The sequence below is a fragment of the Finegoldia magna genome (assembly GCF_003182075.1).
GTDB classification, from domain to species: Bacteria; Bacillota; Clostridia; order Tissierellales; family Peptoniphilaceae; genus Finegoldia; species Finegoldia magna.
Window position 1 is genome coordinate 1 of record NZ_QGTH01000016.1, and the last position, 14,407, is coordinate 14,407.

At 31.2% G+C, this 14,407-nt stretch carries 15 protein-coding genes, 1 tRNA gene and 1 other RNA gene; 12 read left to right on the forward strand and 5 right to left on the reverse strand.

Going from position 1 to position 14,407, the window contains the following annotated elements:
* Positions 1-304: 304 nt before the first annotated feature.
* The 3 genes from ffs to DES33_RS06965 all read right to left on the reverse strand — a co-directional run bounded on the left by ffs (position 305) and on the right by DES33_RS06965 (position 1,083).
* Positions 305-568, reverse strand: an RNA gene (gene ffs, locus DES33_RS06955) — signal recognition particle sRNA large type.
* A tRNA-Ser gene (locus DES33_RS06960) sits at positions 568-658 on the reverse strand. Before DES33_RS06960 ends, ffs begins: the two co-directional genes overlap by 1 nt.
* Positions 659-828: 170 nt before the next feature.
* Positions 829-1,083 carry a GlsB/YeaQ/YmgE family stress response membrane protein gene (locus DES33_RS06965; RefSeq protein ID WP_110058503.1) on the reverse strand — a complete coding sequence of 85 codons (255 nt, stop codon included), beginning with the start codon at positions 1,081-1,083 and terminating at the stop codon, positions 829-831.
* A gap of 189 nt (positions 1,084-1,272) precedes the next feature.
* Here DES33_RS06965 and DES33_RS06970 point away from each other — a divergent pair, with 189 nt between their 5' ends.
* Genes DES33_RS06970 through DES33_RS06980 form a run of 3 tightly spaced genes read left to right on the forward strand, consistent with a single transcriptional unit; the run spans position 1,273 to position 5,193 of the window.
* Entirely contained in the window at positions 1,273-2,172 is a 900-nt protein-coding gene (locus tag DES33_RS06970) for a Ppx/GppA phosphatase family protein (RefSeq protein ID WP_110058504.1), read from the forward strand.
* 1 nt (position 2,173) lies between these two features.
* Complete coding sequence (locus tag DES33_RS06975; RefSeq protein WP_110058505.1) at positions 2,174-4,363, forward strand: RNA degradosome polyphosphate kinase; 2,190 nt, start codon at positions 2,174-2,176, stop codon at positions 4,361-4,363.
* Between the two features lie 47 nt (positions 4,364-4,410).
* Positions 4,411-5,193: an Mrp/NBP35 family ATP-binding protein gene (locus DES33_RS06980; RefSeq protein ID WP_110058506.1), complete on the forward strand. Its 783-nt coding sequence runs from the start codon at positions 4,411-4,413 to the stop codon at positions 5,191-5,193.
* Between the two features lie 62 nt (positions 5,194-5,255).
* On the opposite strand, the gene ftsH is transcribed toward DES33_RS06980, so the two are convergent.
* Positions 5,256-7,142 carry an ATP-dependent zinc metalloprotease FtsH gene (gene ftsH / locus DES33_RS06985; protein WP_094224468.1) on the reverse strand — a complete coding sequence of 629 codons (1,887 nt, stop codon included), beginning with the start codon at positions 7,140-7,142 and terminating at the stop codon, positions 5,256-5,258.
* A gap of 9 nt (positions 7,143-7,151) precedes the next feature.
* Complete coding sequence (locus tag DES33_RS06990) at positions 7,152-7,589, reverse strand: MarR family winged helix-turn-helix transcriptional regulator (protein ID WP_035109253.1); 438 nt, start codon at positions 7,587-7,589, stop codon at positions 7,152-7,154.
* Positions 7,590-7,713: 124 nt separating this feature from the next.
* Between DES33_RS06990 and DES33_RS06995 the strand changes: the two genes are divergently transcribed.
* The 9 genes from DES33_RS06995 to DES33_RS07035 all read left to right on the forward strand — a co-directional run bounded on the left by DES33_RS06995 (position 7,714) and on the right by DES33_RS07035 (position 14,358).
* Positions 7,714-8,388: a hypothetical protein gene (locus DES33_RS06995; protein WP_110058507.1), complete on the forward strand. Its 675-nt coding sequence runs from the start codon at positions 7,714-7,716 to the stop codon at positions 8,386-8,388.
* Positions 8,388-9,926 carry a chloride channel protein gene (locus DES33_RS07000; RefSeq protein WP_227930576.1) on the forward strand — a complete coding sequence of 513 codons (1,539 nt, stop codon included), beginning with the start codon at positions 8,388-8,390 and terminating at the stop codon, positions 9,924-9,926. Before DES33_RS06995 ends, DES33_RS07000 begins: the two co-directional genes overlap by 1 nt.
* Complete coding sequence (locus DES33_RS07005; RefSeq protein WP_110058508.1) at positions 9,919-10,881, forward strand: hypothetical protein; 963 nt, start codon at positions 9,919-9,921, stop codon at positions 10,879-10,881. The genes DES33_RS07000 and DES33_RS07005 overlap by 8 nt, the downstream gene beginning before the upstream one ends.
* 2 nt (positions 10,882-10,883) lie before the next feature.
* Positions 10,884-11,465 carry a sulfurtransferase-like selenium metabolism protein YedF gene (gene yedF / locus DES33_RS07010; protein ID WP_094208381.1) on the forward strand — a complete coding sequence of 194 codons (582 nt, stop codon included), beginning with the start codon at positions 10,884-10,886 and terminating at the stop codon, positions 11,463-11,465.
* Positions 11,465-11,719: a putative Se/S carrier protein gene (locus tag DES33_RS07015; RefSeq protein WP_002835422.1), complete on the forward strand. Its 255-nt coding sequence runs from the start codon at positions 11,465-11,467 to the stop codon at positions 11,717-11,719. The genes yedF and DES33_RS07015 overlap by 1 nt, the downstream gene beginning before the upstream one ends.
* A gap of 3 nt (positions 11,720-11,722) precedes the next feature.
* Complete coding sequence (locus tag DES33_RS07020) at positions 11,723-12,562, forward strand: mechanosensitive ion channel family protein (protein ID WP_110058509.1); 840 nt, start codon at positions 11,723-11,725, stop codon at positions 12,560-12,562.
* Positions 12,552-12,779: a DUF951 domain-containing protein gene (locus DES33_RS07025; protein WP_392433915.1), complete on the forward strand. Its 228-nt coding sequence runs from the start codon at positions 12,552-12,554 to the stop codon at positions 12,777-12,779. The genes DES33_RS07020 and DES33_RS07025 overlap by 11 nt, the downstream gene beginning before the upstream one ends.
* Positions 12,780-12,796: 17 nt before the next feature.
* Entirely contained in the window at positions 12,797-13,786 is a 990-nt protein-coding gene (locus DES33_RS07030; RefSeq protein ID WP_110058510.1) for a bifunctional glycosyltransferase family 2/GtrA family protein, read from the forward strand.
* 98 nt (positions 13,787-13,884) lie between these two features.
* The gene (locus DES33_RS07035; RefSeq protein ID WP_110058511.1) at positions 13,885-14,358 is read left to right on the forward strand and encodes a hypothetical protein; all 474 of its coding nucleotides are present in this window, start codon (positions 13,885-13,887) and stop codon (positions 14,356-14,358) included.
* Positions 14,359-14,407: the final 49 nt, after the last annotated feature.

The window sequence follows — 14,407 nt, forward strand, 5'->3', positions numbered from 1 at the left end:
TTAAAACAAAATTAAACGGAATGTCCCCTGTTATGTACAGATTACATTCCGCTTAAAATATTATTAAATTATTCCGTGTTTACGGGTTCAGGTCAAAGTGGTGTTTTTTATTTTCCTAAAATTCTATTGAAGAATAAATGTAGTCTTTTTGTGTAAAATGATAAGAATTTGATCTGGAATATTAGAAAATAAATGGGAATTTAAAAAGTAAGTATTCAAAACTTGAAAATTAAACAAGAAAATTAAAAAGTGAATTGTATTAAAAAAATGCAAAAAAATTACCAGATAAATCTGGTAAATATGTAAGCACACCCGAGTCTGTTAGAAAAAGCGGAGGCGATTCCTAATAGTTAGCTCAAAATAGGCACCCTCACATCACACAGAAATAACTGCTTATGGCTGCTACCTTCCGATCCTGACCAGGTTCACAGGTTCCTGTTGCGTGAGACCCACTTCTCAACACCACTTTTTAAGTTCATACCAACACTTTTAATCCCGCGCTCGGGAATTCAATCCTGCTGTAGCGATTGCAGGTTACAGGGCATCGCTAATTCCCCATCTAGTGCGTGGCGGAGAGTAAGGGATTCGAACCCTTGAAACACGTGAATGTTTACATGATTTCCAATCATGCTCCTTCGGCCAACTCGGACAACTCTCCATATATCATATTGTTAAATTATAATATGATAATTTAAATTTGTCAAATTTTTACATAGTTAACAATGATACAAGAATTTTCAAATATCAAGCAGATAATTATTATAATTACTGTATTAAAGGAAACAAAAAAGTAGTATGCCAAAACTGACATACTACAGAAAATTCAATTTATTTTTTCTTTTTTATAGCATTAATAATAGATAATAATATTACTGAACCTAAAATTGCAACTAAAATGCTGTAAAGGTTGAATCCATTTACTCCGCTTTTTCCGATAATGCTCATTACCCAGCCACCAATTGTAGCTCCGACAATACCGCAAAGAATGTTAGCACCTGCTCCCATACTTGCATCATTACCAGTTATTTTTGAAGCTATCCATCCTGCTAATGCTCCTACTATAATCCATGAAAAAATTCCCATATATAATACCTCCTTGTTAATCATAATTTCTTACAGTGTTATTTATACCCTCGGTTTTGCAATTTTAAACATAGATTGTAAAAATCATTATATAATTTGCAAAATTAATGTAAGCAATTTGATAATTTATTGTAAAACACTTAGAAAAACAGATAATATATAGTAAAATTAAGTAAAGAGGTGTTATTAATGATTTATGCAGTCATAGATATAGGTTCAAATACAATAAGATTATCAGTATATAAGGTGATTAAAGATTCTGTCAAAAATCTTTTTAATGAAAAGTCCACAGCATCTTTAGCATCGTTCATTGAAAAAGGTGTCATGAATGAGCACGGCATTCAAAAACTAATCAATACTTTAAATGAATTCAAGAATTTAATATCAAATTTCGAAGATATTTCAAAAACCTTTGCAATTGCTACGGCATCAATTAGAAATTCTTCTAATAGACGAGAGATAATTGAGAGGGTACGAACAGAAGTTGGAATGGATATTGAGCTAATAAGTGGAGAAGAAGAGGCTAAGTTATCTTTTTTAGGTGCGGGAATTGATTCAAAAAGTGGAATTCTTACTGATATAGGAGGAGGAAGTAGCGAAATCGTAGTTTTCGAACAAGGAAAAGTTGTTAGAACTTCAAGTTTAAATATCGGATCGCTTGTAGCATTCGATAATTTTTCAAAAAATTTGTTTATGACAAATGATGAGAAGAAATTGTTAGAAGATGATATTAAATTAATGCTTGCATCTAATAATCTTAACAGAGTACAACACGATATCGTGTGTGCGGTCGGAGGAACAGCTCGTGCTTGTTTGAAATTATACAATGAAATTTATGATAAAGAGTCTGGTAATGTGATTATTACTATGGATGGACTAAAAAAATTGATTAATACACTCATGAGTATGCCTGATAGAGAAAAAATGAAACTTATTTTAAAGGTTAAGGCGGATAGGGTTCACACATTAATTCCAGGAATGATTATTTTGTATAGAATTTCTAAATATTTTTATGCAGATATTATTAGAATTAGCATGACTGGAGTTAGGGAAGGTTTTGTTTATCATAAAATTTTAGGAAGGGGATAAAATGTACGATATTTCGTTTACGCAAAATAGGGAACTATCGTGGTTGAAATTTAACGAAAGAGTTCTTGAGGAAGCATCGGAAAAGAATGTGGAATTATTTGAAAGGTTGAAGTTTTTCTCAATATTTGATACTAATTTTGAAGAGTTTTTCATGGTTAGAGTGGGTAGTCTTACTGATATCAACGATATGAAAAAGAAAGTTATTGACAATAAGACTTTGATGAATGCACAAGAGCAATTAGATTGTATCATGGATGAATCTAAAAAGTTATATGAGAAAAAAGATTCTGTTTATGAAGATTTAAAAAAAGATTTACAAAAAGAAAATGTAAATATTTGTAAAGTAGATGATCTGGATTATAAAGAAAAAAGGCTTGTTTATTATTACTTTAATTCTACGATTGCTCCTATATTGAGCTTTCAGATAGTAGACAGGGTTCATCCATTTCCTCAAATTCCTAATTTAGCTATTGTAGTTTTGTTTCAACTGACTTCTCAATCTAAGAGCAAAAAACAATTTATGGGATTGATCCAAATTCCAGATAAAATTAAAAGGTACTTTAAACTATCTGACACTAAAGTTGTTCTAATTGAGGATATCATAAGGGAATTTGGTCAAGAAATATTCGATAATTATGAATGTCAATCAAAATACATTTTGTCTGTAACAAGAAATGCTGACATCGAATATGATGATGAAGATTTAGAATTAGACGATGATTACAGATCTTATATGAAAAAGATGATAAAACTCAGAAAAAGATTGAGGCCTGTGAGACTCGAAATTAATGAATTTCCTAATGATGATACTAAGGATTTTTTGTTGAAAAACTTGAATTTGACACAACATCGTATGTTTGTCACAAAAAGTCCAATGAGATGTGGATTTTTGTTTGATTTGGTATACGATATGCCAAAGGATGTAATTCAAAAATATACTTATGAAGAATTTTCTCCACAAGATTCTTCTATGATATCAAAAGAAAAATCGGTCATAGAGCAAGTATACGATAAGGATTTGTTTCTTTCTTTTCCTTACGAATCAATTGACCCATTTATAAGACTTTTGAATGAAGCTTCTGAAGATGAGTCAGTAGTTTCAATTAAGATTACGATTTACAGGTTGGCAAAAAATTCTGAAATCACAAAAGCTCTAATTAAAGCTGCTGAAAACGGCAAAGAGGTTGTGGTTCTTATGGAATTGAGAGCGAGATTTGACGAAGAAAATAATATTTTGTGGTCATCTAGGTTAGAAAATGCTGGTTGTAGAATTATTTATGGATTTGACCATTACAAGTGCCATTCTAAGGTTTGTCTGATTACTAAGATAAAAGATGAAAAAATTTCTTATATAACACAAATTGGAACAGGAAATTATAACGAAAAAACAGCAAAGCTATACACGGATTTTTCGTATATGACGACTAGAGACGAAATTGGGGAAGATGCTAAGGCGCTTTTCGATAATTTTTTGTTAGGAAATTTGAATGGTGAGTACAAACATTTGATGGTTAGTCCTCATTCTATGCAAGTTGGACTAGAAAAATTAATCGATGAGCAAATAGAGAAAGCTAAGGTTTCTGATGATGGTTATATTAGAATCAAAATGAATTCCATTTCAGACAGAAAATTAATCGATAAACTATCGAAAGCATCTTGTAAGGGCGTAAAGATTGATTTGATGGTGAGAGGAATTTGTTGTTTGGTTCCAGGTATAAAAGATAAAACTGAGAATATCAATGTTTATCAAGTAGTAGGAAGGTTTTTGGAACATCATAGAATTTATCAATTTGGTAAGGCTGAAAATTGCAAACTATACATTTCATCGGCAGACTTCATGACTAGAAATATTAGAAAAAGAGTTGAAGTTGCAGTTCCAATTTACGATGATTTTATTAAGCACAGAATATTGAATTTCATGGATATAATGTTTGATGATGATACTAAAATCAGAAAATTAAATCCGGACAAATCATACTCAAGAGTTGAAAATACTGAGAATAAGAATGCGCAAGAAATATTGATAAATATTGCAAAAGAAAATTCTGAAAAACAAAAATCAGAAGTTAATGATGATAACAGAGTTATTAACTCAAAATGCAATAATACTATAAACCAAGATAATAATGATAGTAAAAGAATAAATTTATTCGACAAAATTAAGAATTTCTTCAAAAACTTGACACATTAATAAATTATGTGAGAATATTTAGGTATAATTTTTAATGGGGTGAAATTATGACAGAAAGAAAAGTTCCTAATTTTTTGATCGAATCAAATACAGGAAGTAATATAAAAAACATCGTCGGAATAGTAAGTGGTAAAGGTGGAGTAGGAAAAAGCCTTGTCACTTGTCTATTGGCAAACGAAATGGCAAAAAAAGGATATAAAGTTGGTATCATGGATGGTGATATTACTGGACCATCTATTCCGAAATATTTTGGATTAACTGAAAAGGCGACAGCTGACGCTGAGGGTTACATCAACCCAGTTACGACATCTAATGGAATCAAAGTTATCTCAATGAATTTGATGCTTCCAAAAGACGATGATGCAGTAATTTGGAGAGGGCCTGTAATCGCGGGCGTTGTTAAACAATTTTATCAAGATGTAAATTGGGGAGATTTAGATTATTTGTTTGTGGATATGCCACCAGGAACTGGTGATGTTCCATTGACAGTATTCCAATCAATTCCAATTAAAGGAATTGTTGTAGCAATGTCTCCATCAGGGCTTGTTGAAATAATTGTAAAAAAAGCATTGCACATGGCGAAAATGATGGGCAAAAAAGTCATAGGATTAGTTGAAAATATGAGCTACTTGGAATGCCCTGACTGTGGAAAACACATCGAAGTTTTCGGAACAAGCACTGTTGATAAAATTGCACAAGAAGAAAATATCGATACAGTTTGCAAACTTCCAATTAATCCAGAGATTTCAAAATTAACTGAAACTGGAAAAATAAGTGAAGTTGAAACAAATTATTTGGAAAATATTACAGAAAAAATAGAAACTTTATAAATGACAATCAAAAAACATTCTCTAATATTGAGCAAAACTCAAAATAGAGAATGTTTTTGTTTTTATAAATCGCTAACTGTAGTATCGTCTACTTCTTCTTTTTTCACTGTGTTTTCATCTATTTCAGGCTTCTTTTCATCTTCAAGATTAAGAATTTCCATGAATTCTTCGCCTGTGATAGTTTCTTTTTCTAGTAAGAATTTTGAAATTTCGTGAAGTTTATCGATGTTTTCAGTTAAAATATTTCTAGCTTTTTCGTGAGCAGCTTTTATTATAGATTCTACTTTATTATCTATTTGACCTGCTTTATGATCGCTTGCAGCTAAAGTATTGCCACCGCCAAGATATTTTGAGTTTGTAGTTTCCAAACTCATCATGTCGAATTCGTCAGTCATACCGTACTGAGTGACCATCGCACGAGCAATTTTTGTAGCTTTTTCTATATCATTTGAAGCTCCAGTAGTTCTTGTATTAAACACAACTTCTTCTGCACTTCTTCCTCCTGTTAATGTAACTATCATGTTAAATAGTTCGTCTTTGTTCATGAGGAATTTTTCTTCTTGATCTACTTGCATTGTATAGCCCAACGCACCGCTTGTTCTAGGAATAATTGTAATCTTAGTAACTGGAGCGGAATGTGATTGCATTGCAGCAACTAATGCGTGTCCAACTTCGTGATAAGCTATAAGTTCTTTTTCTTTTGGAGTTATAACTGTGCCTTTTCTTTGTTGACCAGCTATTACAACTTCAACAGATTCTATCAAATCTTCTTGTGTTACGATATTTCTTCCCATTCTAACAGCTCTTAGTGCAGCTTCATTTACTATATTTGCCAATTGAGCGCCACTTGTACCTGCTGTCATCAAAGCGACTGCCTTGTAATCCAAATCTTTTTCGATTTTGATTTTACGCGCGTGAACTTTAAGAATATCGATACGTCCTTGTAAATCTGGAAGTTCAACAGGAATTTGTCTGTCAAATCTACCAGGTCTAGTAAGTGCTGGGTCTAAAATTTCAGGTCTATTAGTAGCAGCTAGTATAACAACTCCTGAATTCCCACTGAAACCGTCCATTTCATTTAATAATTGGTTAAGAGTTTGTTCTCTTTCGTCGTTACCAGAAATTCCAGCAGTATCACGTCTCTTACCGATAGCATCGATTTCGTCGATGAATACAATACAAGGAGCTTTTTCTGCTGCTTGTTTGAACAAATCACGAACTTTACTAGCACCTAATCCGACAAACATTTCAACGAATTCTGAACCACTCATTGAAAAGAATGGAACTTTTGCCTCACCAGCAACAGCTTGTGCAAGCAAAGTCTTACCAGTTCCAGGAGGGCCTACTAATAAAACACCCTTTGGCAAAACAGCACCGATTTCGTTGTATCTTTTTGGATCGTGTAAGAAGTCGACAACTTCCAACAAAGCATCCTTAGCTTCTTCTTGACCAGCAACATCTGTAAATTTCTTGCCAGTTTGACTTTCAACGTAAATTTTTGCGTTGCTCTTACCAAATTGTAATGCGTTGCCTCCCATTTTCTTAGTAGCTTGGCTCATTGCTAATTGCAAGAATCCAAATATTATTATAAATGGCAAGATAAATTGCAAGAAAATTGATAAAAGTGGTGCATATTTACTAGGAATGTCGCTTGAAAATTGGACTTTGCTTTCCAATAAACGATCGACTAATTTTTCGTCTCTAATCAAACCCGCTTTGTAAATGACGTTGTTTTTATCTTTTGCTTTGAAATTGATATGAGTGTCTAATATTTTTACCTCTTTAACTTCTCCTTTATCGAGCATTTCGATAAATTTATTGTAAGGTACTTCTTCTTCTTTTGTTTTTGAAAAAGTAGGGAAAAGCAAGCCGGCGACCACAGCATAAAGAACTATAGCTATAAGATAATAAATTATTATCTTCTTCTTATTTTGCTTGTTTTCTTTCATATTGTGCCACTACATTAATTCAACATTTAATTTTTCGTTTAATAAATTCAAACTTTTGATAATACTATTGTATTCTTCGTTAGTTAATTTAATTTGTTTTTTGTATTTTTCAGAAATTTCTTCAACGATATTGTTGATGATTTTCTTTCCTTTTTCTGTCAAACGAACAGTAACAATTCTTTCGTCTTTTTCAGATCTTTTTCTTGAAACATATCCTTCTTTTTCTAGTGCTTTACACAAGTTAGAGATGTTTCCACCAGCCATACCAACTAAAACTCCGATATCACCGATAGTCAAATCATCATTTTTGCCTAATTCAAATAAAGTTTTAACTTTCATAATAGTTAATCCGTATTTATCTGAAATTGGTGCCAATAAAGCGTCTGTTTTACGATAAGTTTCTCTCAACAATTGAGATAACTCTGTGTTAATTAAATTGTAATCCATATTTTCCTCCATTTAATTTTTAAAATATTATGTGTTTTGATATAATAAAATACACATAAGTGGTTATCCACTAATTACAGTATATATGTTAATTATATAGAAATTATGGAGATAAATGTAAAATATGGAAAATTTTAATAAAAAAGACTATAAAAAATTGTGGGTGAATTTTGAATCTAGTACACAAGCTATGGATTTACTCGTAATTTTGAATAATATAGAAATTTTTGAAATATCTTTAATCACAATAGAATCTGATGTAAATAATAACGTTCTAGATTTGATGGATAATTTGGATTGGGATGTAGAAGTTGTATTTTTGAAAGATTTTATGTGTGAAAATGATGTCGTATTATCAAGATTTTTAGGTGATTTTAAAAATATTGATTTGCTTAATTTCTCTAACATGAAATATTTGTCAGAATTTTTTACAGAAAACACTGAGACTCTTGAATCATTAGATGATATTTTCATGTACGATAAATACGTAAAATCAGACAACAGCGATTTGAATGTATTAAATGGTAAAAGTGTGTTTATGATTACAAATGACACATTTAACAAAAATGATTACACTGATATTTTGAATGAAATGTTTGATGAATCATCAGAAAAACTAATTGAAGATTTGTTCTTGTTGTACGCATATTCCAAAAAAGATCATTTTATTTATGCACAAACAAATTTAAAAATTGATGAAGAAAATAATTTGATTGAAGGAGAGGGAATTGAAACGTACATTTCAGTTACATATAATATCGACAGATTTAGAGAATTTTTAGAAAGCGTGATTATTTAATGAAAAAAAAGTTTAAAATAGGCTCTTCTATGTCGCTTTTCTTAGGAAGTTTATCCATCGGAGTATTTTCAGGAGGACTGGCTGTCTTTTACAGATATTTGTTAAGTAAATTAGAAGTGGTTAGAAATGCCGTTTATTCCAACAACAGCTTTCCAAGAGCTATTTTAATAATCGCAGTATCATTTGTCCTAGGAATTGTGGTTAGCAAATTACTTAAATGGGCTCCACTTTCTGGTGGTAGTGGTATTCCTCAAGTTCAAGGAGAACTTATCGGAGCATTTAACCAAAATAGTTTCAGAGTTACTGTTTCCAAAATTGTAGGAGGAGCAATTGCCTCATTAGTGGGACTTTCTTTGGGAAGAGAAGGCCCTTCAATTCAATTGGGAGCTAGTAGTGCTAAGTGGCTATCAGAAAAATTTGGAAAAAGCAAAACGGATGAGAAATTGTATTTAACTGCAGGAGCTGCGGCAGGTCTTTCAGCTGCTTTTTCAGCACCAATTTCAGGTCTTGTTTTCATATTGGAAGAACTTCACAAATCTTTTTCAAAAAAAGTAGTTGCAATAAGTTTTGCAGCAGCGGTTATTGCAGATGTTATTGCAGTTTGGGTTTTCAAAATCAAACCAGTGTTTTCGTTTGGAATGACCTATGCACTGCCAACAAAATACTATTTATTGATTATTCCGATGATTATACTTTGCTGCGCCGTTGGGAAACTATTTAATTATTCAATCACGTTTTTCCAAGATGTATTTGCGAAGATTAAGCTTGAACAAGATTTGAAAATAGCAATATTTTTTGCGTTTGTATCTGTAGTTGGATTATTCTACAAAGATATTTTAGGTGGCGGACATTCATTTATAGAAAACATGGCAACACATAATTACCATTCATTTTTGCTTTTAATAATACTTTTGTTATTCAAAATGTTTATGACATCGACATCTTATGCAACTGGAACTCAAGGCGGAATTTTCTTGCCAGTTTTGGTTCTAGGTGGAATTACTGGATTATTTTATTTTAATTTGATGAGTGCTTTCGGCGTTGTACAAGATGTTTATTTGTCAAATTTTGTAGTCCTTGCGATGGTTTGTGTTTTGACAGCTGTTGTTAGAAGCCCTCTTTTAAGTGTTGTATTGGTATTAGAATTGAATGGAAATATGACTCATTTATTGGGGTTGGCATTTTGTTCAATCATGGCATATTTTATATGCATGGCATTAAATTTCGAACCAATTTACGATATTTTATTGAAGAGAATGTTGAACAAAAGAGTTGTTGGGAAAGGCGTTAATGACAAATTCACTATGTTTGATATAAAACTTGGATATGAAAATTGTGTTTCCAATAAAAAAATCAAAGATATTGAATTTCCAAAAGATGCTTTAATTGCAGAAGTGGATTCAAATGGCGAAAAATACGTTCCAAATGGAGATAGTGTACTGAAAACAGGAGATATCGTCACTGTTTTAGTAAAAGATGAACAACTATACGATACCAGAATGAAAGTTCTTGAAGTTTTTGGAGAAAAAAATGAATAAAATAAAGGAAAACTTAAACTATATTCTTCTAGCAATAGTTGCTCTTCTTGTATGCGTCTTAGCAGTGATGATGTTTTCTAAAAAAAATGTATACAATATTAACACTGGAAATAGCACCGTATTGAAGAAGAATTACGTAGTAACTCACTACGATAACAAGATTTTGATGTACCAAAATGAAAACTTAATTCTAAAACAAGATTACGACGACAAAAAGCCTTATTATTTTGATGGAAAATTTCTTTATTTGATTGATAAAAAGGATTTGTTGCAATATAATACAAAAGGAAAGGTGAATTCGAAGCTATCTTTTAAGTCTGATATTTCTTATATTTTTGCAAACAAAGACCATATTATTGTCGATACACAAAATGAATTTTCAATTGTTAATAATATGAAAATTTTGGAAAGCTTTGATATGAAAGACGAAGTATCTAGCTTGATAGCGTCGGATAAATCAAATTATGCTTTTAGCACGATAGGAAAGCGTGACGGAAGAATTTTTTCAAAGATTTACATGTACGATGACAAGGGACTCGTTTACAAAAATATTTTCATCGATAAGCCGATTTTTAGAATGAAATATGTTGAGGGCAAATTAATCGTAGTGTTTGATGGATATATCAAAGTTTTTGACAAAGCTAAAATTACAAAATCGAAATCATTCGACGGGACAAAAGATGTTGGGATTTCAGATAAAAACGTATATGTAATTACAAAAACAGGAGAACTTTTAATATACGATAAGGATTTGAAATTGGTGAGCCAATCTAAAATAGATGATTCACTTAAAATATATTCTAATGATAAAAACTGCATATTATATAACCAAAATGGGTATTTTATGTTTGAGGATTCCAAACTAGTGGAATATAAAGCATCGGATCTTAAATCAATAACAGGAGAAGATGATTTTTATTTAGTATTTAATAACAGAATAGAAAGGATTAGGTAATTATGGAAATTGTAGATGCAAGAGGACAAGTTTGTCCAAGACCAATTATTATGACAAAAAATGTATTTGATGAATTAGAAGAAGGTACAGTTAAGACACAAGTTGACGACATGTACTGTGTTGAAAATTTACAAAAATACGCAAATGGTCAAGGTTTCGAATTTAGTTATGTAGAAACAGATTATGGCTTTGAAACTACTATTGTAAAAGAAAAGGGAGCAGAAAAGAAGGTTGAAGAAACTAACGGTAATTTAGTTTTAGCATTCTCAAGCGATAAAATGGGTGATGGAGATGAAAAATTAGGCAAATCACTTATTAAATCATACATTTATTCTGTAGCAGAAGCTGACGAAGTACCTAGTACATTATTATTCTTCAACTACGGAATACATTTGACAACTGAAGGCTCAGAAGTTATCGACGATTTAAAGAAAATCGAAGAAAAGGGTGCAAAGATTATGACTTGTGGCGCTTGCTTGGACTTCTACGATAGAAAAGAAAAACTTTTGATAGGCGAAGTTACTAACATGTATGTGATTTACGATACTTTATCAAAAGCTGACAGAAATGTAATTATTAGATAATGGAAAAGATATTACTAACTTTTACATCAGTTAATTTTACAATGATGACAGAAAGTAAACTTGTGAGTATGGGATATGATATTAAAACTATCCCTACTCCAAGGGAAATTTCTGAAAGCTGTGGATTAGCTATTATGTTGGATCCAGATAAAAAAGATGAGATGATTGCATTGAAAAAAGAACTTCCAATCGCTAAGATATGGTCGTATCTTAAAGTAGATGGAGTAATTTTTGTAAATGAGGTAAAAGAATAATTCATGCTATTTAATATTGAAAAATTCAACCAAATATTTTATAATTCTGCTGGTCAACTAAATTTGTTGGCCAAGATTTTATTATCCCTACTAATTATCGTGCTTACGCAAATCGTCGTAAGCATTTTAACTAAAAGCTTTAATAAATTATTAATGAAAAAGGGAAAATCTGTTGAAGGCAGACAAATCACAGTTACCAAACTGTTGAACAATACCATCAAATATATAATTTATTTTTTCTGTGCAATTACTGTTCTCGATTTATTCGGCATACGAACAGACAAAATACTGGCTACTGCTGGAATTGGTGGGGTTGCTATTGGTTTTGGTGCACAATTTATAATAAGAGATGTAATCAGTGGTCTCGCATTAATTCTTGAAAATCAATTCAAAGTCACAGATCATGTGATTATAAATGGGATTGAAGGTAATGTTGAAGAATTGGGACTTAGAGTTACAAAAATAAGAGGATTTGACGGGGCTATTCATATGATTAGTAACGGTCAAATCAACACGGTGACAAATTTATCCAAAGAAAACCAAAGAATTGAAGTTAAAATGGAAGTTCCAATCAAGTACAGTTTGGATCAATATACTGAGATCATAGATGAAATTTCTAATGAATTGGTAGATGAGTATTCAGATATTGTAAAAAAACCAGAACTAATAGGCGTTACAAAAATGGACAAAAACTCCATGACTATTACGATTTGGGGTAGTTGTAAACCAGAATCTCAATACTTGTATCAAAGAGAAATTATCAAAAAATTCATAGAAAAAGCCAAATCAAAATCAATGGATTTGAATTGTTATTTTGTAGCAGGTGATGAAGATGAAATATAAAGTAAATGATATTGTAACACTAAAAAAAGGTCACCCATGTGGTGAAAACAAATGGGAGATTTTAAGAACCGGAGCAGATATTAAATTAAAATGCTTGGGTTGCGATAAAATAGTGTGGCTTACGAGGTTAGAATTTAACAAAAGAATCAGAAAAATTCAAGATAAAAACGGCAAATTTGTATCCATAGTTCATTACGAACCAGAAGATGGCGAATAAAAAACGATAGGAGAATTATGAATTACGTTGTAATACCAGCGTACAAACCAGATGAAAAACTAACAAAATTGGTGGAAAATTTAAACAAAAACCACCTCAATATAATTGTGGTTAAAGACGGTCCGTGCGAATATGATTTTTCAAAACTTAATAATATAGTTCTTCTTGAGCATCAAACAAATATGGGAAAAGGGGCTGCACTTAAAACTGCATTCAAATATTTGAAAGCACAACAAGCGTCAGGGACTGTGGTTACAAGTGATGCAGATGGACAACACTTGGTTGAAGATATTCTGAAATTAATAGATTACTCTGAGAAAAACAAGGATAAGTTGATACTGGGAGTTAGAGATTTGAAAAGAGGAATCCCTCTTAAATCTCTGCTTGGCAATACAATCACAAGATTTGTATTTTATTCTAGTTCATCAAAATACATCAAGGACACGCAAACGGGACTCAGAGCTTTTAATACGTCTAATCTTGATAAAATGATAAGAATCGAAGGCGAAAGATACGAATACGAAATGAATATGCTTTACGAATTCGATTCTGAAAGCATAATGCAAGTTCCTATCGAAACTATTTATATAGAAAATAATGAAACAAGTCATTTTAATGCACTAAAAGATTCAGTCAAAATCTACAAAAGCATACTGAAATTTTCTGCGTCAAGTTATTTGAGTTTTTTGGTGGATTATTTTACTTTTTTATTGTTAGTTTACAAATTAGACGTACAAAGTTTGGTGCTGTCCAATATAATAGCAAGGGCATTGTCAAGCACGTTTAACTTTTATGTGAATAACAAATATGTGTTCAAAAATAAAGATAAAATCCTAAAAAAATACATCAAATACGTGACGTTAGTAGTGTTCATACTAGCTTTGAATACTATTGTGTTGAAAATTTTGTCAGGTTTAGGAATTAAAGTTTTTGTGGCAAAAATCATAACTGAAGCTTTGATGTTTATAGTAAGCTACAACATTCAAAAAAGAATAATATTCAAATAGCACTTTTAATAGAAGTGCTTTTTTAGTGCAAATCTTTAAAATTTTGTAGATTTTTGTGCATTAGGTTTGTTGTATAATAATCTTGAAAGGAGTTTATTATGAAAAAAATTGGATATTTGTTATTTGCGATTATCATTTCACTATTAATGGTAAGTTGTGCGCAAAGTGACAAATCAAGAGAGTCTAATGAACTTAACTTAAAATTAGTTAAAGCAAATCAAATCATGAAATACGATGATCATGGAGCAATGGGGGATGGAACAAGATTTATAACATTTGAATTTGATAGCAACGATACATTGAATCAGATAAAATCGGATAGTAACTGGAAGAAATTTCCGTTGGATAAAACAACGAAAACTTTGATGTATGGAGATGAAAAAACATCATCTTATGTGACAGATCATTATTCCAGATCGCTTTTTCCAGAAATTTCGGAAGGTTATTATATGTTGATTGACAGACAAGAAGACAAGAGTCAAAATATTTTAAAACGTTCATCCGTAAATTTTATATTAGCAGTCTACGATACAAAAACTAATACTTTGTTTTTTGCAGAAATTGATACTTAAAATTGAACATATAATAAAAAATAGCAAACCTACTTAGGGCTACTATAAG

Excerpts from the sequence above, each read along its gene's own strand:
- DES33_RS07020 (WP_110058509.1), top strand. The coding sequence starts at position 11,723 with ATGCTATTTAATATTGAAAAATTCAACCAAATATTTTATAATTCTGCT.
- DES33_RS07015 (WP_002835422.1), top strand. The coding sequence starts at position 11,465 with ATGGAAAAGATATTACTAACTTTTACATCAGTTAATTTTACAATGATG.
- DES33_RS06990 (WP_035109253.1), bottom strand. The coding sequence starts at position 7,589 with ATGGATTACAATTTAATTAACACAGAGTTATCTCAATTGTTGAGAGAA.
- DES33_RS06970 (WP_110058504.1), top strand. The coding sequence starts at position 1,273 with ATGATTTATGCAGTCATAGATATAGGTTCAAATACAATAAGATTATCA.
- DES33_RS07035 (WP_110058511.1), top strand. The coding sequence starts at position 13,885 with ATGAAAAAAATTGGATATTTGTTATTTGCGATTATCATTTCACTATTA.
- DES33_RS07005 (WP_110058508.1), top strand. The coding sequence starts at position 9,919 with ATGAATAAAATAAAGGAAAACTTAAACTATATTCTTCTAGCAATAGTT.
- DES33_RS07025 (WP_392433915.1), top strand. The coding sequence starts at position 12,552 with ATGAAATATAAAGTAAATGATATTGTAACACTAAAAAAAGGTCACCCA.
- ftsH (WP_094224468.1), bottom strand. The coding sequence starts at position 7,142 with ATGAAAGAAAACAAGCAAAATAAGAAGAAGATAATAATTTATTATCTT.
- DES33_RS07030 (WP_110058510.1), top strand. The coding sequence starts at position 12,797 with ATGAATTACGTTGTAATACCAGCGTACAAACCAGATGAAAAACTAACA.
- DES33_RS06995 (WP_110058507.1), top strand. The coding sequence starts at position 7,714 with ATGGAAAATTTTAATAAAAAAGACTATAAAAAATTGTGGGTGAATTTT.
- DES33_RS06965 (WP_110058503.1), bottom strand. The coding sequence starts at position 1,083 with ATGGGAATTTTTTCATGGATTATAGTAGGAGCATTAGCAGGATGGATA.
- DES33_RS06980 (WP_110058506.1), top strand. The coding sequence starts at position 4,411 with ATGACAGAAAGAAAAGTTCCTAATTTTTTGATCGAATCAAATACAGGA.
- yedF (WP_094208381.1), top strand. The coding sequence starts at position 10,884 with ATGGAAATTGTAGATGCAAGAGGACAAGTTTGTCCAAGACCAATTATT.
- DES33_RS06975 (WP_110058505.1), top strand. The coding sequence starts at position 2,174 with ATGTACGATATTTCGTTTACGCAAAATAGGGAACTATCGTGGTTGAAA.
- DES33_RS07000 (WP_227930576.1), top strand. The coding sequence starts at position 8,388 with ATGAAAAAAAAGTTTAAAATAGGCTCTTCTATGTCGCTTTTCTTAGGA.